Genomic DNA, 21,188 nt, shown 5'->3' with positions numbered 1-21,188 from the left:
CATAATCTTTGTATCAAAAGGATGCATAATTCTTTAAAAAACTTCTCATAAAACTCTATTTAAATCAATATTTCAAAACAAAAGCTTTTATTTAAAGAAAGACTTCAAAATGCTGTCAAGGACTAGTATTTTAACCTTCTTTCCTATATAAGAACGAAAATGGGTAAGAGTCTTCGACTTTTCCTGTTTTCTCACAGACCCTTGCTGAACGACATCTCGGCTATGGGTGGCTTTATGTTTCTTCGTTTTTGGAAAGGATAATACGATGTCGATTACAGCTGAACGTAAAAAAGCTCTTGTCGCAGAATACGCAAACAAAGTTGGTGATACAGGATCACCAGAAGTGCAAATTGCTGTACTTTCTGAACGTATTTCTAATTTAACAAACCACTTTAAATCTCACAAAAAAGATAATCATTCTCGTCGTGGTCTTTTGAAGATGGTATCTCAACGTCGGCGTCTTCTTGATTATCTTAAAGGAGTTGACCAAAATCGTTATCAGACACTTATAAAGAAATTAGGTTTGCGTCGCTAAAAGAAAAATGGAAGTGGTATTTAAAAAACACCCATTTTTTCAACGTGTTGCTTTTAATTAAAAATTTTAAAAACTGATAAGTTATTATGGGATAGAACTGCTCATCGTTTCGCATTTAAGCAGTTTACTTCTCTTTTCTTGCAACAAAGATAAAAAGTATGTTGTCCACCCCAGATCTTGGAAGTATGCTACGCAAAACCAGAATGTGAGCAATCAAAGATTTAAACACTGGTCATTAAGGATAAAAAATGTTCAAAACGCACAAGATAGAAATTGAATGGGCCGGGCGTCCGCTCACCCTTGAAACAGGGAAAATAGCGCGTCAAGCTGATGGTGCAGTGATTGCTACCTATGGAGAAACGATTGTCTTAGCTACCGTTGTATCGGCCAAAATCCCAAAACCAGACCAGGACTTTTTTCCACTCACCGTTAATTATCAAGAAAAATCCTATGCTGTTGGTCGAATACCTGGGGGCTATTTAAAACGTGAAAGTCGACCAAGTGAAAATGAAACTTTGGTTTCACGTTTGATTGATCGCCCAATTCGTCCCCTTTTCGTTGAGGGATATAAAAATGATACACAAGTTATTGTTTCCGTTATACAGCATGATCTCGAAAACAATCCCGATATCCTTGCGATGATTGCATCTTCTGCCGCATTGACCCTGTCAGGTGTTCCTTTCATGGGGCCTATAGCCGGTGCCCGCGTTGGCTATTGTAATGGACAATATATTCTTAATCCTCATATCGATGAAATGCCTGAATCAAAACTTGATCTTGTTGTTGCTGGAACAGAAAGTGCTGTTTTGATGGTTGAATCAGAAGCACAAGAATTACCGGAAGATATCATGTTGGGGGCCGTAATGTTTGGTCACAAAGGCCTTCAACCTGTCCTTGATGCCATTATAAAGCTTGCTGAAGTTGCTGCAAAAGATCCTCGTGATTTTGTTCCTGAAGATCTTTCTGAGCTTGAAAAAGCGATGCAGAAAATGGCAGAACAGGATATACGAAAGGCTTACACAATTACTGATAAGCAAGAACGTTATGCTGCAATTGATGCACTAAAGACAGAAATCCTCAATAAATTTATGCCAGAACCAGAAAAAGACTGTCAATTTAGTGCAGATCAAATTGCAACCGTATTTAAACAGTTGCAAGCAAAAATTGTTCGCGGAAACATTCTTGATACCCAAAAGCGGATTGATGGGCGCAATCTTTCTACCGTACGCCCTATCCAATCAGAAGTAAGTATTTTATCCCGCACACATGGATCAGCACTCTTTACCCGCGGAGAAACACAAGCGATTGTCGTTGCAACATTGGGAACTGGTGAAGATGAACAATATGTTGATTCTTTGACAGGAATGTATAAGGAAACATTCCTTCTCCATTACAATTTTCCACCATTTTCAGTGGGTGAAACGGGACGCCTTGGTTCTCCAGGTCGTCGTGAAATTGGACATGGCAAATTGGCATGGCGGGCAATTCACCCCATGTTACCAACGAAAGAATCTTTTCCTTATACCATTCGTGCTGTCTCAGAAATCACTGAATCCAATGGCTCTTCTTCTATGGCAACGGTTTGTGGAACCTCACTTGCTCTTATGGATGCTGGTGTTCCTCTAGCACGCCCTGTTGCTGGTATTGCTATGGGCTTGATTAAAGAAGGAGAACGCTTTGCTGTTCTTTCTGATATTTTAGGGGATGAAGATCATCTTGGAGATATGGATTTTAAAGTCGCAGGAACAGAAAATGGTATTACTGCCTTGCAAATGGATATCAAAATTGATGGTATTACCGAAGAGATTATGAAAATCGCGCTTGAACAAGCCAAAGGTGGACGAATCCATATCCTTAATGAGATGGCGAAAGCTTTAACCAGTGCACGTGCTGAGCTGAGTGAATTTTCTCCACGAATCGAAGTTATGAATATTTCTGTCGATAAAATCCGTGATGTTATCGGCTCTGGTGGTAAAGTTATTCGGGAAATCGTGGAACAAACTGGAGCAAAAATTAATATTGAAGATGATGGTACCATTAAAATTGCTTCTGCTGATGCTAAAACCATTGAAGCAGCAAAACGTTGGATCCATTCTATTGTCGATGAGCCTGAAGTTGGTGCTATCTACCAAGGAACAGTTGTAAAAACTGCAGAATTTGGTGCATTTATAAACTTCTTTGGTTCTCGTGATGGACTCGTTCATATCTCTCAGCTTGCATCAGAACGCGTCACCAAAACAACAGATATTGTAAAAGAAGGTGACAAAGTTTGGGTTAAATTAATGGGCTTTGATGAGCGTGGAAAAGTTCGGTTATCAATGAAGGTTGTTGATCAAACAACCGGAAAGGAAATCACCGGTGATAAAGCGATGAATGAAGAAAAGTGCGTGGATGAAAAAAAACAACCTGAAAATAAGCGCCGCCGTAAGAAAGAAGAGTAAGTTTTTCCTCTTATCGTATCATGAAATGCCATCCCAACATTGGAGTGGCATTTTTCTTTGAAAGAGTCATATGTGTTATTATTTTTGCCTTTTGAAAATCATGAACTCCCGTATCCTGATCCAAACCAGTGTTGGCTAAGTTTTGGTTTAACAGAAATCCCAGCTCCAGAATGGGCACAAAATTTAAAAGTTATTACGCCTTGGCGACCAGATTTTTTAAAATTTGTCGATACTCAATTTCACTGCTCTCCTCAAATAGATAAAACTTTCAGCTATGATGGTGCATTTTTACATTTGAGCAAATATCGTGGTTTGAACCAAAATTGTTTTCTTGATTTATTAGAGTGCGTTAAACCCAATGGATGGATTGTAATCAGTGGGGATAAAATTGCTGGTGCTGCTTCAATGATAAAATGGGTCAAAACAATTGTTCCCATCACCAATAAATTGTCTAAAAATCATGGTCTTGTATTTTGGTTGCAAGTTCCTCAACAAATTGAGAGACATAACATTGCGCAATTGCGCTCACCACCGCTCACTTTTGGTAAATTTCAAACCACTTCTGGTATGTTCTCACACGGACGTATTGATCCAGGATCTGCTGCGCTTGCTTCTTATATGCTCAAAATTATTTCTGGAAAAACGGCTGATTTTGGTGCTGGATGGGGTTATCTTTCTCACGTTGCGCTTGAAAGAAGTGAAAAACTCACCGCTCTCGACCTTTATGAAGCAGACTACAATGCTTTGAGAGCAGCAAAACAGCACCTTAAATCCATAACAGCTCCTTTTCCAATTCATTTTTATTGGCATGACCTTGTACATGAACCTATCACAAATCTATATGACACAATCATTTCAAATCCACCGTTTCACACACAACAAACAACAGATGTTTCATTAGGAAAAAATTTTATTATAAATGCTGCAAAGTGCTTAAAGCCAAGCGGCAGTCTGCTTTTTGTTGCAAACCGCCACCTGCCTTATGAAACATTATTAAAAAATATTTTCCGCACAGTGTTGATACATGAACAAGCCCATGGTTTCAAAATTATCGAAGCACGCAGATAAACAGAACAAGCAATAACTTTCAAAGAATAAAACGTGAAAGATCGATATCAGCAGCAAGCTCGCCAATAGATTTTCTCACATAAGCAGCATCAATTTTAAACGATGTTCCAGCTTTATCAGGTGCAGTGAAAGAAATCTCATCCAAAACGCGCTCCATCACTGTTTGCAAACGACGTGCCCCTATATTTTCAATCCTTGCATTTAAATCTACAGCAATATCTGCTAAAGCATCAATTGCATCATCGGTAATTTCCAAATGAACCTCTTCTGTTGCCATAAGAGCAATATATTGTTTAATCAAACTAGCTTCTGGTTCCGTTAGAATGCGCCGTAAATCTTCCCTTGTTAAAGGGTTCAGCTCCACACGGATGGGCAAACGTCCTTGAAGTTCCGGTAATAAATCAGATGGCTTGGAAACATGAAATGCACCTGAGGCAATAAAAAGAATATGATCTGTTTTGATTTGCCCATATTTTGTAGCAATTGTTGTTCCTTCAACCAAAGGCAAAAGATCCCGTTGAACGCCCTCACGCGAAACCGCAACACTTGCTCCACCATCCCTAGTTGCAATTTTATCAATCTCGTCGATAAAAACAATACCGTCATTTTCAGCAACACGAAGCGCCTCTTGAATAATTTGCTCCTGATCAAGGAGTTTTTCAGATTCATCATCAATGAGCGGTTTAAAAGAATCCTTTACTGTCGTCTTACGGACTTTTGTACGACTGCCCATTTTGCCCAAAATATCTGATAAATTCATAATACCCATTTGTGCCCCAGGCATACCAGGAATATCAAAGGTTGAAGCACTATTGCTATTATTATCGGCGACTTCAATTTCAATCTCTTTCTCATCCAATTCACCTTCACGCAATTTTTTACGAAAACTATCACGGGTAGCAGGACTTGCTGTTTTACCAACAAGGGCGTCTAAAACCCGCTCTTCAGCATTCACGTGAGCCTTTTCTTTTATTTCATCCCGTTTCTTTTCACGCACAAGAGAAATGGCAATTTCAACAAGATCTCGAATAATTTGCTCAACATCACGTCCCACATAACCAACTTCAGTAAATTTCGTCGCTTCTACTTTCACAAAAGGTGCTCCAGAAAGTTTTGCTAATCGACGTGCGATTCCTGTTTTACCAACACCTGTTGGCCCTATCATTAAAATATTTTTTGGCATAACTTCTTCACGCATCGGCTCATCAAGCTGTTGCCTACGCCACCGATTGCGCAATGCAATAGCTACAGAGCGTTTGGCATCATTTTGGCCAATAATAAAACGATCAAGTTCAGAAACAGTCTCACGAGGGGAAAATACAACACACATTTAAATAGCTTTCTCTAAAGAAGATAATTCTGCATCCAATGTTTCAATCGTAAAATGATCATTGGTGTAAACACAAATTTTAGCGGCAATAGCCATAGCTTTACGAGCAATAGTTTCTGCATCTAAATCCAAATCCATGAGTGCACGCGCTGCTGAAAGAGCAAAATTTCCTCCAGAGCCAATTGCCATAACCCCATCTTCTGGTTCTAAGACATCACCAAGCCCTGTTAGAGCCAAAGTTACTTTCTTATCAGCCACGAGCATCATTGCTTCGAGACGACGCAAATAGCGATCTGTTCTCCAATCTTTTGCAAGTTCCACACAAGCACGCATAAGCTGATCAGGATATTGTTCAAGCTTTGTTTCCAATCTCTCCAGTAATGTAAAAGCATCTGCCGTAGCACCAGCAAAACCAGCAATAACCACTCCGTTCTTTCCAAGACGACGCACTTTACGTGCATTGCCTTTCATAATTGTCTGTCCAAGAGAGACCTGACCATCCCCGGCCATCACGACTTGTCCACCTTTTCGTACCGTAATAATTGTTGTACCATACATTATGTCTGGCTTATGTTCTGTCATAAGGAAACTCCTTAATATTAACTTTACTTTTTAATATTGATTTCTTTTCATACAATGTAAAACTCAATTACTATTGTCCTATTTAAGAACATATACAGCAAAACACAATGATTCAGCATAACTCAATTTGTTGAAAATTGGAAAAATGATATCATTGTTGTCAATGTAAATTACTGCTAAATAGCTTTATATAAACAGTTTGTGCTTTTTAGAGGAAAATTATGAAAAAAATAGCCATAGGGACCTTAGGTGGAACAATTGCAATGACTGCTGATAGTTTTGGTCACATGCAACCGACTTTAACTTCAGATAACCTCATAAAAAGTGTTCCTGATTTAAATAACGTTGCTGATATTCATGCACAAACATTAATGCAAATACCAAGTGGATCTTTATCGTTTCAAATGCTTTTTGAAATAATTAAGTGGGCAAAACAACAAATAAACGCTGGTGCAGAAGGTATTGTTTTAACACAAGGGACTGATACTCTGGAAGAAACAGCTTTTTTTCTTTCTCTTTATTGGAAGGAAGCCGAACCACTCATCATAACCGGCGCTATGCGCATGCCTCATGAAGCAGGCGCCGATGGCCCCGCAAACATTTTAGCAGCCACTCGTGTCGCAGCAGCCACACAAAGTCGTAACAGGGGCGTTCTCGTTGTCATAAATGATGCAATTCATTCACCTTATTGGCTCTATAAAAGCCATACCGTCAAAGTCGAAACATTTCAATCAGGTCTTGCAGGTGTTTTAGGAACTATTTTAGAGGGAAAACTTATTTATTTCAATGATCGAAAATTTTTTCCGACAACGTTTGATCTTCCCCAAAACCATGACCATCAAATTGCACTGCTCTATTCCTCTTTATCATCTGGTGCACAATTAATGAAACTATGCCTTGAAAGTGGGTATTATGCTGGAGTTGTTATTGCTGGTTTTGGTGCAGGACACTGTAGTTTTCAAGAAGCAGACCTTGTACAACAATATGCACAAAAAATACCAATCATTATTGCTAGTCGTTGTTGTAATGGCTCAACAACTCGTATAACTTATGGCTATAAAGGCTCCGAAATTGATATGATTGCTTCTGGTGCTCTCATGTCTGGTTATTTATCAGCCGTAAAAGCGCGTCTACTTTTATGGGCTTTTTTGGCGCAAGGGCACTCATTAGCACAAATCCGTGCAAACTGGAATGACTGGACTATAAGTTAATGAAAAATGATCTATTATCTTAAAAGAAGAGAGCATGCAAAACAAAATTTATATGAAAATAAAGCCGCTCATCTGTCTACTCTTAATCAATTGCTGCTGCAAAAAAATCTCGACAAATACAAATGATTGATACGACTATACAAAAAATTAATCAGAAAGATAATCTGGTCAAATCCGTTTCTGACCGATATTCACCCTATCGTGTTTTTACTGCACAAGAATGGTCAGAGTTTCGTGAAGACACACCTCTTACTTTGACTTTTGATGAAATTAAGCGTTTACGCTCTATTGATGATCCTATCGATCTTAAAGAAGTCCAACGCATTTATCTTTCTTTATCGCGTCTGTTATCATGCCATGTTGAAGCAGTACAGGAACTTTTTCACAAACGTCAGCAGTTTCTCCATCAAGAAGAGAGTAGAAAAACGCCCTTTATTATTGGAATTGCTGGTTCTGTAGCTGTAGGAAAATCAACCACGGCTCGCATTCTTCAAGAACTGTTGAAACGTTGGACATCTAGTCTTAAAGTTGATCTAATCACAACGGATGGTTTTCTCTATCCTAACGCAATCTTACAGCAAAAAAATCGTATGAATCGTAAAGGATTTCCTGATTCCTATGACATTAAAAAACTGCTGTGCTTTCTTTCGGCTATAAAAGCAGGTATCGGAAATGTTCGTGCCCCACTTTACTCACATATGACCTATGATGTTCTAGAAAATCAGACAATTACCATTGATCGTCCTGATATTTTAATTGTTGAAGGTATTAATGTATTACAAGTCAGTGATCTTCCTAAAGATGGAAAAGCTATTCCTTTCGTATCAGATTTTTTTGATTTTTCAATCTATGTCGATGCCGAAACAGAAGTCATTCGTCACTGGTATTTGGAGCGCTTTAAACGTTTGCGTAAAACAACTTTTCAAAATCCTGAATCCTATTTTCATCGTTATGCCCACCTCAATGAAAAAGAAGCCTCAAAAATCGCTGAGGATCTTTGGCAAACGATTAATTTAAAAAATTTACAGGAAAATATATTGCCAACACGACCACGGTCCAATCTCATTCTACGAAAGGGAAAAAATCATTTGGTCGAATATGTCGCACTTAGACGACTATAAGGATCTCATAACTATGCACCACCACATTCATTTTACCTCAACGCGTATCGATAACAGTTGCCCTATCATATTGGTAAACCAAAGAACTCTTGCCAACTTATCACTTGATGCGTCAACAACAGCATGGATAAAAGTTAATGACTTTACTGGTAAAGCAGGACAAATACTCTTTATTCCTCACGAAACGGGGCATTTAAAAAAAGTTTTATTTGGAATTGGCAATGGTAACGATCCTTTTATCACAGGACTGCTTGCTCAAAAGCTTCCTGCTGGTCAATGGCATTTAGAAGGTACAACCTCTGATGAAATAAATACCTATCTTGGATTGGCATTTGGTAGCTATCAATTTAATCGCTATCGTCAAAATTCTTCTTTCAAATCATTATCTATCCATGTCAATGAGGCGATTGATCTCAATGAGCTCCAACGAATTTATGAAGCTGTCTTTTTCGTCCGTGATCTCATTAATATTCCAGCCAATGATATGAACCCTGATACTCTCGAAAAAGAAGCTCGAAAACTAGGAAAAACCTACGGTGCTCATATCAAAAGTATTTGTGGAGACGATCTCTTAATCCATAACTTTCCGATGATTCATGCTGTAGGACGAGCAGGCAGCACTGCACCACGACTGATTGAGTTACTCTGGGGGCAAGAACATCATCCTAAAATAACGTTGGTGGGCAAAGGCGTAACTTTTGATACTGGAGGTCTCGATATTAAATCAGCCAATAACATGTTACTTATGAAAAAAGATATGGGGGGTGGAGCAAACGTTTTGGGATTGGCTAAACTTATCATGGATGCAAAATTGCCTTTCCGTTTACGCGTTTTGATTCCAGCTGTAGAAAATGCAATTTCTGGGAATGCTTACCGACCAGGTGATATTCTCAAAAGTCGTAAAGGTTTAAGTGTTGAAGTAGGTAATACAGATGCTGAAGGGCGCCTTGTCCTTGCCGATGCACTCGCCTATGGTGATGAAGAAAGTCCACAATTCATGCTTTGTATGGCTACTTTAACAGGGGCAGCGCGTATAGCACTAGGACCAGATCTTCCCGCATTTTATTGTAATGATTCAATATGGGCACAACAAATTTCTGAATCTGCTCACGCTGTCTTTGATCCTCTTTGGCAAATGCCCCTTTGGAAACCTTACCAAGAGATGTTATCATCACCAATTGCTGATCTTAACAATGTAACTGGAAACAGCTTTGCTGGTTCTATAACAGCTGCTTTATTTCTTAATTCTTTTGTTGAAAAAGCTGAACATTTTGCGCATTTTGACCTTTATGGATGGGTTCCAAAAGAAAAACCAGGATACCCTATTGGTGGATCAGCACAAACTATTCGTGCCCTTTATAATATTTTTAAAAATGAATTTTGACACAAATATCCACAAAAATGGACAATTTTGCAGCTTAAAGAATAATTGATCTTACACTGTGTTCTTAGTTTTGTTTGAGGATAAAAACCTTACCAATAGAGTTTTCATGAGTTTGTTTAAAGGTAAGAAGTAACAAAATGGAAAGCAAAAAGATGATCTCTAAAGACCCAAGACTTCATGCATTCAGAGATGATCTAGCAGATCAACGTCTTGAAACAGAAATTACAGCTCAACGCTTTGTTCAAGGTGAAAAAAGACGTGTTAATACAGCGGTCGCTGGACTTTTTAAAGAAAATAGTAAAAAAAGTGAAAGACAAACAGAATGCTTATTGGGAGAAGAACTTCTCATTTTTGAACAAGGGAAAACATTGTCGTGGGGACAATCACTCAAAGATGGTTATGTCGGTTATATTGATACAAAAGTTCTTTGTACATCAACCATAAAACAAACGCATGTGGTTTCAGTACCACGCACATTTAAATATTTACACGCTGACTTACGTGGACCAATAGTATCCCCATTATCTATGGGAAGCAAAGTCAGTGTTGTTGATGAAATTGAAGTCCGTGACACAATGTATTCTATTCTTGAAAATGGAACAGCAATCATTACGAGTCATCTCAACCCCATTGGACGCGTATATGAAGATTATGTCACAGTTGCAGAAACCTTTATCCGTACACCTTATCTTTGGGGTGGTGTCAGCGGTTTTGGAATTGATTGTTCGGGACTCATTCAGCTCTCTATGATGATGACCGATCAAATAGTTTTACGTGACACCGATATGCAGCAAGAAACTATAGGCAGTCCTCTTACAGATACTGATAAACTTCAACGAGGCGATTTAATTTTTTGGAAAGATCATGTTGCTATTATGGTTGATCACGCAAATATTATTCACGCAAATGGTTTTTCTATGGACGTTATGATTGAGCCCTTGGAAAAAGCAATTACGCGTATCGCTAAAAAAAATCAATATCCCATCGCAAAACGCCGTCCAATTCAAGAAACTTCATACATGCCTCCTATAAAAAATTAATTGAATGTTTTATTATTACAATATATTGATTTATAAGGATAATTTTCCATCATTCACTCTGCGTCAAGCATTCTAAATATCGTAAGATTTTTTATTTCAAATCTGTTTTTATGTTGGATCAATCAAAGCCGCTTGTCTGTTCATCACAAGCGGGATTGATGTATAAGTAAAAATGATTACGAAAAGAAAAATATCCCTTCTGAATGCTCTCAAATGCCAAGAGCTATCGTAACTAACATTGGAACTAGCTTACTCCTTCATAAGCGTAAAGATAGTGGCGCTCAATAGATTTTATCTTATAAAGTTTTACCATTATACCATTCACGAGTGCCGGCACGAAATGGGCTTTGGAATATTGCGAGATGCCTCTTTTAAACAACCCCGCAAATATGCAACACAATGGCGTTCTATATTACGTAAGGGATATGCCCCTCTTAATCAAAAGCAATATTTTTTGAAATTTTTCCTATTATCGATATCTTACGAAATAAATACTCCTAATATCTCTCGGTGCCTCCAAGACAATCTCTCAATAATAATCGCGAAAAGTATAAATCCATTATCTACCACCATTTTTATGCTTATGAAGCGTGCAAAGGCATCATTATACACTTTGCCAATTCTCAATGTTGCGATAACCCTTGGCTATTGGAGAGTGTTCTTTCAGCACGTATTTTATTTCTTTCTTAAATAATTTTATCCACATGAATCTCCCCGCTTGGAACGTGCAAAAGAATGGTTTTGATTAATTTAACATAAAACAGATTTGAATGAGAAAAATTTTTACGACTCTGGACTTCCCCATGCAACATAAAAAAATTATAAATTATCATTATAACTCAATATATTAATTTATATTTAAACAATATTTCCTTCTTATAACACATTAAAGAAGGTGATTTTTCAATACCTGAACCAATGGTTTATCAGCATCAGGCATAGGGTATTTATCAAGATCATTAATAAAAACCCATTCTAAATTTTGCCCTTCTCGTCCTTGCGCAACGCCCTCATAATGGTCACAAAGATACAATGGCATTAAGAGATGAAATGTTTTATAGCTATGGCTCGCAAACGTTAAAGGGTGTAAATTATTTGGTTGAACATAAATACCAAGCTCTTCCTCTAGTTCACGAATTAATGATGCTTCCGGAGTTTCACCTTGCTCAACCTTGCCACCAGGGAACTCCCATAAACCAGCCAGTGATTTTCCTTCAGGACGCTGTGTAAGCAAAACACGATTATTCTGATCTAACAGTGCACATGCAATAACAAGAAGAATGGAACTTTTCATACACATATCACTCCCCAATAGGGAACATAAAGATAACTGACTTTTCTATCATATCCCCTCTGCTCCTAAAAGAGCTCACATACCCCATTTGCTCTGAAAAATAATAAACTGTTAAATATAAAGTGCATCCATTAACTTCTGTAATCGCTATTGATCATAACGTACTCTTTTGTTAAATCGCAAGACCAAACCGTCGCCGTACTCTTACCCAAACCGATATCAACACGAATCGTGATGTGTTTACCTTGCATATAAGTACCTATTGTCTCTTCACAATACTCAGGATCTCGTACGCCATTCACGGCCACACGATGCTCACCAAACCAAATCGTCAATAGATCACGATCGACTTCAACACCGGCCTTCCCAACTGCCATAACGACCCGCCCCCAATTCGCATCTTCACCGGCAATAGCCGTTTTTACGAGCGGTGAATTTGCAATTGATAAAGCAATAGTTTTAGCTGCATTATTTGTTGTAGCACCCACCACATTAACCTCAATTAAATGACGAGCACCTTCACCATCACAAACAACTTGTAGTGCAAGTTCCTGCAGAAGTGCACTCAAGTGCTTTGAGAATACTTGATAACGCGGATCTGTTTTACATCTAATGCAGGGAAAATGTTCTTTCCCTGTCGCAAACAACATAAGCGTATCTGAAGTTGAGGTATCGCTATCAACAGTAATTGAATTGAAAGAACCCTCAACTGCCTCTGATAACATGGATTGGAGTGCATCCGAAGAAATGGTAGCATCACTAACCACAAATGACAGCATTGTCGCCATATCGGGTGCAATCATACCAGCACCTTTTGCAATTCCATTAATGGTAACACGCTCTCCCCCACAGTCAAAAGTGCGCGTCGCAAGTTTTGGAAATGTGTCCGTTGTCATTATGGCTTTTGCAGCTTCCAACCAATTTCCCTCTTCTGCTGTCTCTGTCATACCTGGTAAAAGATTGACAATACCCGATGCATCCATTGGCTCACCAATAACACCCGTAGAAGCTATAAAAATTTCATCTTCTCTAACCTTTAAAGCGTTCGCTGCTGCACAAATAATTGCATCGGTTGTGTGCTTTCCTTTGCTTCCTGTAAAAGCATTTGCATTTCCAGAATTCACAACAACACCCCTTGCAACCCCATGAGGAAGCGATGCACGACAATGCTCTACAGGTGCAGATGGACATTTTGAACGGGTAAAAACACCGGCTACACTCACTGGCTTATCGAATATGATGAAAAGAAGATCTGTACGATCTTTATATTTAATCCCAGCTTCAGCTGTTGCTATCCGTACACCAGATAATGGAGAAAGCTCTTGGATCTTTTGAGGAGACAAAGGAGAGATTTTCAAAACCACAATATGCCTTCTATAAAAAATGAAATGATTGCAGATCAATAACCTCTCATAGAAAACTGCTAGGCTTTTTGAACAAAACTAACCTAGCAAATTATCTATTAAAGAGGCTATCTACTTATTTTTCCTAGCTATTCCGTATCTTCTTCATCAGATGTCTCATCGGGAAGTAGCGTCCCATTTTGATGAAGCGATTCCATGATTTTTGTAACATTAGGATCAGGGTATTTCACATCTATCTTGCTACGCAAATCAACAATCAGTTCTTGATAGCGCTTTTTTATTAGCTGTGTCCGCAACATCTCTTTAACATCATCAAATGCAGGCGGTTGTTTTACACGACGATCTTCTAATTTAATAATATGCCAACCAAAAGGACTTTCAACGGGTTGTTTTGTGTATTCGCCAACTTTCAAACCAAATGCGGCATCTTCAAAAGGCTTGACCATTTGACCATGGCTAAAATAACCAAGATCACCCCCAACGGCAGCAGAACCATCTGTTGAACTTTTCTTTGCAATCTCTTCAAAATTTTCGCCTTTATTTAAATGCTTAATGATAGCTTCTGCTTCTTTTCTCGTTTTGACCAAAATATGACGCGCTTTAACCTCATCCTCTTTAGGTAAAGCAGCAACTTCTTGCTTATAAAGAGCTTCCAAATCAGTATCCGATATTTTATCAACAATCGCCTGTTTAAAATAAAGCTGTTGAAGAACATTGTCACGCATGACTGCCATACGTTTATCGTAAGCTTCTGTCTTATCAAGACCTTTGCTTCTTGCTGCTTTTGCGAGGGCCTGCATATCTAAATAAGCTTTTAGAACCATCATACGGCGTTGTTCATCAGGAAAACGTGCTAAATTAGGATTTATTTCAAGCGCTAAATCATCCAATTGGCCTGCTGTAATATTTTTCCCATCAATAACCGCCATAACATGAGAAGGAGAAACGGCTTTTTCAGAAGTTTTCTCTAAAGTCTTTAAATCACTCGACGATGAATTCAAACCTTCTTGAGCACTCACCCCTAAACTTGTACTTGCCAATAAAGTTGATGCTAAAAAAAGCGTGATAAAGTTAAATTTCATAAATATACTCCTTAAAAATGAAGGCAGGTTCAAGATTCCAATTTTCTTTACCATAACACTTTAATCTTTAAACATAGAGAAATAAATTAGTAATTTTATTTTAAAAAAGTATAAAATTATCCTTTTATCTCAGTTTCTCCAATCCTATCTAATGCAGATGAAAAACATGATAATAGAGAAAAATGACATATTGTATCTTAAATTACTTTGTATTGTATCAGTTAAATAGCATACTTAAAGTTGACATAAAGCGCTTAGCCTCTTATCTCTACTTTATAATTAGAGTGAAAAATTGCACACCAGCAAGTATAATGGTACCATCTGCATTTCATGATGTCACTAATGATATCAGATAATTTGAAGAAAATGTAGAGTATGGGGAGAGCGTATGAATTACCCAACAAGAGTGACAACAATTAAAAGAAAGGGCCAGAGATGGTCAGTTTAGGTGTTTTTGCCCGTAAGTTTTTTGGTTCAGCTCATGAGCGACATCTCAAAGCACTCCGCCAAAAAGTTGCACAAATTAATGCTTTGGAAGAACAATTCGTAAAATTAAGTGATGAGCAGCTTTACCAAAAAACAGATGCCTTTCGTAAACGTCTTAGTGAAGGTGAAAGTGTTGATTTGCTCTTACCAGAAGCTTTCGCGACTGTTCGTGAAGCCGCAAAACGTGTTTATGACATGCGTCCTTTTGACGTGCAACTTATTGGTGGAATGGTCCTTCACGACTGCGGCATAGCTGAAATGCGTACTGGTGAAGGTAAAACATTAATGGCAACTCTACCAATTTATCTCAATGCATTGGAAGGTAAAGGCGTTCATGTTGTGACAGTAAACGATTATCTCGCCAGTCGTGATGCTGAAACAATGGGGAAAATTTTTAGTTTTCTAGGGCTTACAACAGGCGTGATTCTTCATGATCTTGATAGTGATGCCCGCCGAGAAGCCTATGCATGCGACATCACCTATGCCACAAATAATGAACTAGGTTTTGATTATTTGCGTGATAATATGGCTTTCGATCATAGTCAAATGGTCCAACGTGGACATCATTACGCAATTGTTGATGAAGTTGATTCGATTCTTATTGATGAAGCCCGTACCCCCCTTATTATTTCTGGTCCTCTAGAAGATCGTACTGACTTCTATAACCTTATTGATACATTTATTCCTGCCTTAACTCCAGAAGACTATGAAATAGACGAAAAACAAAAAACAACGACCTTTACCGAAGTTGGTACTGAAAAAATTGAAAAAATGCTCGAACAAGCTGGGCATCTTAAAGGTGAGAGTCTTTATGACATAGAAAATGTCGCTATCGTTCATCATGTCAATAATGCTCTAAAAGCTCATAAACTCTTTGCTCGCGATAAAGATTATATTGTTCGCAATGATGAAATCGTTATTATTGACGAATTTACAGGGCGAATGATGCCTGGGCGGCGTTATTCTGAAGGACTTCATCAAGCGTTAGAAGCTAAAGAGCATGTTGTTATTCAACCAGAAAACCAGACACTTGCTTCCATCACTTTCCAAAATTACTTCCGTATGTATAGGAAATTATCTGGCATGACTGGAACTGCAACAACAGAAGCCGAAGAATTCAGAAATATTTATGGTCTTGACGTTGTCGAAATCCCTACAAATTTGCCAATACAACGTATTGATGAAGATGATGAGATTTATCGAACAGCAGAAGAGAAATATCGGGCAATTGTGCGTGATATCCGTCAAGCTCACGAAAAAGAACAGCCTATTCTTGTTGGAACAACCTCTATTGAAAAGTCAGAACAATTGGCAGAGCGTTTGCGAAAAGAAGGCATTACCGATTTTAGAGTCTTAAATGCTCGCTATCACGAACAAGAAGCATATATCATTGCGCAAGCAGGAGTTCCTAGAGCTCTCACCATTGCAACCAACATGGCAGGACGCGGTACGGATATACAGCTTGGTGGTAATGTTGAAATGCGCATCCGACAAGAGTTACAGGATATCCCAGAAGGTCCAGAGCGGACAGCTAAAATTGAAGAAATAAAAAAAGATGTTCAGAAGCTTAAAGAAAAAGCTTTAGCGGCTGGAGGGCTTTACGTTATCGCTACTGAACGTCATGAAAGCCGTCGTATTGATAACCAACTTCGTGGACGTTCTGGTCGCCAAGGCGATCCTGGTCGCTCAAAATTCTTTCTCTCTCTTCAAGATGATCTTATGCGTATCTTTGGCTCTAACCGTATGGATGGTATGCTGCAAAAACTTGGATTGAAAGAAAATGAAGCTATTATCCATCCATGGATTAATAAAGCCCTTGAAAAAGCACAAAAAAAGGTCGAAGCACGAAACTTTGAAATTCGTAAAAATCTGCTAAAATATGATGATGTCATGAATGATCAACGCAAGGTTATTTTTGAACAGCGTATGGAGGTCATGAACGCAGATGATTTATCAGAAATGATCCTTGAAATGCGTAATGAAGTCGTAGAGGATCTCGTAGAGGCTTATATTCCTTCAGGGACATATTCTGAAAAATGGGATGCAAAAACTCTTGAAGAAGAGCTTCAACAACTCTTTAATCTTGAGCTTCCAGTGGAAGAATGGGCAAAAGAAGATGGAATTGCCGAGGAGCAAATTCTAGAGCGTGTATCAGATGCTGTTACAAAACTTGAAAATGAGCGTACTGAACGATATTCTCCAGAAGTTATGGCTTATTTTCACAAAGCAGTATTGCTCGAAACTATTGACACGTTATGGCGTGAACATCTGGTAAGTTTAGACCATTTGCGTTCTGTTGTGGGTTTTCGTGGTTATGCACAACGAGATCCACTCAATGAGTATAAGACCGAATCTTTTGAACTCTTTCAAAGTATGCTAAGAAATTTGCGCCGGATTGTGACTTCTAAACTTATGCGCTTTGAAATTATTCAACAAACTACCGATCCGTCCCTGCCGGAACAAACTGGTGCTGATTCTTCTGTTTTTAATGATCAAAATCAAGAAAATACTCCACCATTATGGGCACGATCACAAGAAAATAGGTTTGTTAATCCACAAGACCGTGACCCCAATGATGTAAGCACATGGGGAAAAGTTGGACGCAATGAACGTTGTCCTTGCGGTTCAGAGAAAAAATACAAACACTGTCATGGAGCCTTTGTTTGAAAAGCAAACAGTGAACGATGAATAAAAAGCGAGACTATGAGCAAGAATTGCGCACAGCTGGTTTAAGAGTAACGCGCCAGCGGCGTGTTATTCTTGATATTTTGACTGATACAAATGATCACCCCAATGCATTTGAAATTTTTCAGCGTGCAAACAAAATAGATTCGAGTATTTCACTCTCAACAGTTTATCGAACCATGAAAATATTAGAAGGAAATGGAACAATTCACCGCCATACCTTTAGTGGTGGTCCATCTCGTTTTGAGCAAGCAGATGGGCAACATCATGATCATCTCATTGATATAGAAACAGGACAAGTTATCGAGTTTCATTCTGATATTATTGAAAAACTGCAGGAGGAAATTGCAAAATCCCTTGGCTATGATATTGTTCATCATCGTCTTGAACTTTACGGAAAAAAAAACTCTTAAAAAGATGATTATATGCCATGAGATGAAGATATCTCAGATAAATCGAATTTTATAAAAATTTACTTTTAAAATATAATAGTTTTCATTGGCAAAAAAGTTTTTCTGCTCTATTACCCCTTTTGGTATGATGCTATACAATAATTCATTGCCAGTGTTATAACAAAAAAACTGTTATAATGAGAAATGTTGCAACAAAATATTATAAAAAATTGTATTATGAAAAATTAGGCCAGTATTATCATGGTTTCTTTGCCACAAGATCGCATAAAACAGCTTGAAAAGCGCTTTGAAATAATTGAAAGCCAAATGACAACCAATCCAAATGCTGAAACATATGTCAAATTAGCTTCTGAATATGCAGAACTACAACCCGTTATTACCTCTATACGCGCATTAAATGCTCTTTACGAAGAGATTACAGAATTAGAAACGATTATCAACGATAAACAAACAGATATAGAGATGCGTAATCTTGCCCAAGAAGAGCTATCATCGTTATATAAAAAAGTAGAGCAATTTGAAAAAGAACTCCAGATTCTGCTTTTGCCTAAAGATGTTGCTGATGAAAAAAGCGCTATTATTGAAATTCGAGCAGGAACGGGTGGATCAGAAGCAGCACTTTTTTCCGGTGATCTTTTTCGCATGTATGAACGTTATGCCCATGCTCACCATTGGAAAGTAGAAGTTATTTCACTCAGTGAGGGGGAAGTTGGCGGATATAAAGAGATTATTGCTAGCATTTCAGGAAAAGGTGTTTTTTCTAAATTGAAATATGAATCAGGTGTCCATCGTGTGCAACGCATCCCTGAAACAGAGACAGGTGGACGTATCCATACATCTGCTGCTACCGTTGCTGTACTTCCAGAGGCTGAAGATATTGATATTGATATTCGTCCTGAAGATATTCGTATCGACACAATGCGTGCATCTGGAGCAGGAGGACAGCATGTTAATACAACGGATTCAGCTGTTCGTATCACGCATATTCCAACAGGAATTATGGTCGTACAAGCAGAAAAATCACAACATCAAAACCGAGCACGAGCCCTTCAAATTTTACGGGCACGCTTATTCGATATCGAACGACAAAAAGCGGAAAATGAACGTTCAGCTTCCCGTAAGAGCCAAGTTGGTTCTGGTGATCGTTCAGAACGCATTCGTACCTATAATTTTCCACAAGGACGCATCACGGATCACCGTATTAATCTAACCTTGTATAAGCTTGATCGCATTCTAGAGGGAGATCTTGATGAACTTCTTCATGCACTCATCTCAGATCATCAAACAACACTGCTGATGGAAATGGATAATAATTGAGCAAATATTCTTTCAAGAATGTTATCCAACAAATGCAAGAAAAATTGCGCACGAAAGGGATTGCTGAAGCCGATCTCGATGCGAGAATACTCGTTGAATGGATAACAGGAATAAATGCTGCTGAAAGAATTTCTAAACCAGATATGCATCTATCTTCTGAGCATATTATACAAATAGAACAGGCTTTACAACGCCGTATTGCAGGCGAACCCATTTACCGTATTATAGGAGCACGAGAATTTTATGGTATATCTTTTACGTTGTCTCAAGAGACGTTAGAACCTCGCCCTGATACAGAAACGCTGATAGATCTTGTTCTCCCTTTTCTCCAAAAACAGATCAAAAACTCGAGAAAAATAACACTCCTTGATATGGGGACAGGAAGTGGCGCCATTGCCATTGCCATTCTTAAACAAATTCCACAATCCTATGCAGTCGCTGTCGATATTTCTGAAGATGCCCTTAAAACAGCGACAAAAAATGCAAAAAATGCTGAAGTAATACATCGCTTCACACCTCTTCTTAGCGATTGGTTTGATTCTGTCACTGGTCACTTTGATTTTATTGTTTCCAATCCACCTTATATTCCCGCAAAAGATATCAAAAAACTTGCAAAAGAAGTGCGCTTACATGATCCATTGCGCGCTCTTGTCGGTGGAAAAGATGGTCTTGATTTTTATCGAAAGCTCGCCCATGAAGCAGCCAACTACTTAAAAGAAAACGGCACTATCGCTGTTGAAATTGGTTACTCTCAAGAAAAAGAAGTATGCAATTTGTTTGAAACAAATGGCTTTCAATGTTTAGAAATGCGCAAAGACCTCAGTGGAATACCCCGCGCACTTCTATTTGCATGCAAACATTAAAATTCCCAATCATCATCCGTAGTAGCAACCGCCTTGCCAATGACATAAGAAGAACCTGCCCCTGAAAAAAAGTCATGATTTTCGTCAGAGTTTGGTGATAAAGCTGCCAAAATAGCGGGATTAACACGACAAACCTCAGGGGGGAAAAGAGCTTCAAAACCTAAATTCATTAAAGCCTTGTTAGCGTTATAATGAAGAAAAATTTTAACATCTTCTGTCAATCCAAGCGCATCATAAAGATCTTCAGTATATTTGCACTCGATGTTATAAAGATCAAAGAGCAGGTTAAAAGCAAAATCTTTAATTTCTTGTCTTTTGGCTTCATCAAGCTTTGCAAAGCCCAATTGGAATTTATAACCTATATAATAACCATGGACTGCTTCATCACGAATGATTAGTCGAATAAGATCTGCTGTATTGGTCAACTTAGCGCGACTGGCCCAATACATGGGCAAATAAAAACCAGAATAAAATAAAAAGCTTTCCAGCAAAGTCGAAGCAATTTTTTTCTTAAGTGGATCATTTGCTTCATAACGCTCAAGTACTAATCTAGCCTTTTTCTGCAAATGAATATTTTCTTCTGACCATCTAAACGCATCATCAACTTCTACCGTCGAACAAAGGGTTGAAAAAATAGAGGAATAAGAACGTGCATGAACCGCTTCCATGAAGGCAATATTCGTCAAAACTGCCTCCTCATGCTCTGTTATCGCATCAGCCAGAAGCGAAATGGCTCCTACAGTGTTTTGAATTGTATCGAGAAGCGTTAGTCCTGTAAAAACACGAATCGTTAGCTTGCGTTCTTCATCCGTTAAGCTTGACCATGAGGGAATATCATTGGAAAGTGGAACTTTCTCAGGTAACCAAAAATTCCCAGTTAAGCGGTTCCATACTTCAAGATCTTTCTCATCATGTAATCTATTCCAATTAACAGCACACACAACAGGATTTTTGGTTGTAATCTTTGTCATA

The 21,188-nt window shown here is 38.3% G+C and carries 16 protein-coding genes and 1 pseudogene; 11 read left to right on the top strand and 6 right to left on the bottom strand.

Going from position 1 to position 21,188, the window contains the following annotated elements; genetic code table 11:
- Window positions 1-265: 265 nt before the first annotated feature.
- The 3 genes from rpsO to ACFIQE_RS01460 all read left to right on the top strand — a co-directional run bounded on the left by rpsO (window position 266) and on the right by ACFIQE_RS01460 (window position 4,044).
- Entirely contained in the window at window positions 266-535 is a 270-nt protein-coding gene (gene rpsO, locus ACFIQE_RS01470) for a 30S ribosomal protein S15 (RefSeq protein WP_375611819.1), read from the top strand.
- Between the two features lie 248 nt (window positions 536-783).
- Entirely contained in the window at window positions 784-2,976 is a 2,193-nt protein-coding gene (gene pnp, locus ACFIQE_RS01465; RefSeq protein WP_375707209.1) for a polyribonucleotide nucleotidyltransferase, read from the top strand.
- 72 nt (window positions 2,977-3,048) lie between these two features.
- Complete coding sequence (locus ACFIQE_RS01460; protein WP_375630005.1) at window positions 3,049-4,044, top strand: class I SAM-dependent methyltransferase; 996 nt, start codon at window positions 3,049-3,051, stop codon at window positions 4,042-4,044.
- A gap of 19 nt (window positions 4,045-4,063) precedes the next feature.
- Here the strand turns inward: ACFIQE_RS01460 and hslU are convergent, their stop codons facing one another.
- Window positions 4,064-5,374, bottom strand: a complete 1,311-nt coding sequence (gene hslU, locus ACFIQE_RS01455) for an ATP-dependent protease ATPase subunit HslU (protein ID WP_375611822.1) — start codon at window positions 5,372-5,374, stop codon at window positions 4,064-4,066.
- A complete protein-coding gene (gene hslV, locus ACFIQE_RS01450; RefSeq protein ID WP_375611823.1) occupies window positions 5,375-5,956 on the bottom strand; it encodes an ATP-dependent protease subunit HslV in 582 nt (193 codons plus the stop codon).
- Window positions 5,957-6,177: 221 nt separating this feature from the next.
- Here hslV and ACFIQE_RS01445 point away from each other — a divergent pair, with 221 nt between their 5' ends.
- From ACFIQE_RS01445 to ACFIQE_RS01430, 4 genes are all read left to right on the top strand, one after another.
- Entirely contained in the window at window positions 6,178-7,167 is a 990-nt protein-coding gene (locus ACFIQE_RS01445) for an asparaginase (protein WP_375637596.1), read from the top strand.
- Window positions 7,168-7,289: 122 nt separating this feature from the next.
- The gene (coaA, locus tag ACFIQE_RS01440; RefSeq protein ID WP_273790598.1) at window positions 7,290-8,288 is read left to right on the top strand and encodes a type I pantothenate kinase; all 999 of its coding nucleotides are present in this window, start codon (window positions 7,290-7,292) and stop codon (window positions 8,286-8,288) included.
- A 13-nt stretch (window positions 8,289-8,301) separates the two neighbouring features.
- The gene (locus ACFIQE_RS01435; protein WP_375621188.1) at window positions 8,302-9,672 is read left to right on the top strand and encodes a M17 family metallopeptidase; all 1,371 of its coding nucleotides are present in this window, start codon (window positions 8,302-8,304) and stop codon (window positions 9,670-9,672) included.
- 152 nt (window positions 9,673-9,824) lie between these two features.
- Complete coding sequence (locus tag ACFIQE_RS01430) at window positions 9,825-10,712, top strand: NlpC/P60 family protein (protein ID WP_375621220.1); 888 nt, start codon at window positions 9,825-9,827, stop codon at window positions 10,710-10,712.
- 886 nt (window positions 10,713-11,598) lie between these two features.
- Here the strand turns inward: ACFIQE_RS01430 and mutT are convergent.
- From mutT to ACFIQE_RS01415, 3 genes are all read right to left on the bottom strand, one after another.
- Entirely contained in the window at window positions 11,599-12,012 is a 414-nt protein-coding gene (mutT, locus tag ACFIQE_RS01425) for an 8-oxo-dGTP diphosphatase MutT (RefSeq protein ID WP_375621187.1), read from the bottom strand.
- Between the two features lie 125 nt (window positions 12,013-12,137).
- On the bottom strand, window positions 12,138-13,370 hold the full coding sequence (argJ, locus tag ACFIQE_RS01420) for a bifunctional glutamate N-acetyltransferase/amino-acid acetyltransferase ArgJ (protein WP_375707208.1): 1,233 nt from the start codon (window positions 13,368-13,370) through the stop codon (window positions 12,138-12,140).
- Window positions 13,371-13,498: 128 nt separating this feature from the next.
- Window positions 13,499-14,452: a peptidylprolyl isomerase gene (locus tag ACFIQE_RS01415; protein WP_375621185.1), complete on the bottom strand. Its 954-nt coding sequence runs from the start codon at window positions 14,450-14,452 to the stop codon at window positions 13,499-13,501.
- A gap of 435 nt (window positions 14,453-14,887) precedes the next feature.
- Between ACFIQE_RS01415 and secA the strand changes: the two genes are divergently transcribed.
- The 4 genes and pseudogenes from secA to prmC all read left to right on the top strand — a co-directional run bounded on the left by secA (window position 14,888) and on the right by prmC (window position 20,216).
- Window positions 14,888-17,605 carry a preprotein translocase subunit SecA gene (secA, locus tag ACFIQE_RS01410; RefSeq protein ID WP_375707207.1) on the top strand — a complete coding sequence of 906 codons (2,718 nt, stop codon included), beginning with the start codon at window positions 14,888-14,890 and terminating at the stop codon, window positions 17,603-17,605.
- A pseudogene (locus ACFIQE_RS01405) lies at window positions 17,544-18,036 on the top strand (Fur family transcriptional regulator). Before secA ends, ACFIQE_RS01405 begins: the two are co-directional and overlap by 62 nt.
- A 240-nt stretch (window positions 18,037-18,276) precedes the next feature.
- Window positions 18,277-19,353, top strand: coding sequence for a peptide chain release factor 1 (gene prfA / locus ACFIQE_RS01400; protein WP_375621183.1), 1,077 nt, complete (start codon window positions 18,277-18,279; stop codon window positions 19,351-19,353).
- Window positions 19,350-20,216 (top strand): peptide chain release factor N(5)-glutamine methyltransferase, encoded by an 867-nt coding sequence (prmC, locus tag ACFIQE_RS01395; protein WP_375621182.1) that lies wholly within the window; start codon window positions 19,350-19,352, stop codon window positions 20,214-20,216. The genes prfA and prmC overlap by 4 nt, the downstream gene beginning before the upstream one ends.
- Here prmC and nrdF read toward each other — a convergent pair.
- A complete protein-coding gene (gene nrdF / locus ACFIQE_RS01390; RefSeq protein WP_273722534.1) occupies window positions 20,213-21,187 on the bottom strand; it encodes a class 1b ribonucleoside-diphosphate reductase subunit beta in 975 nt (324 codons plus the stop codon). The genes prmC and nrdF overlap by 4 nt on opposite strands.
- Window position 21,188: the final 1 nt, after the last annotated feature.

Source organism: Bartonella sp. AA1HLJMS, assembly GCF_042197445.1.
Classification (GTDB): domain Bacteria; phylum Pseudomonadota; class Alphaproteobacteria; order Rhizobiales; family Rhizobiaceae; genus Bartonella.
The sequence above is the reverse complement of the archived record's forward strand: the minus strand, read 5'-3'. Positions and strand labels throughout refer to the sequence as shown.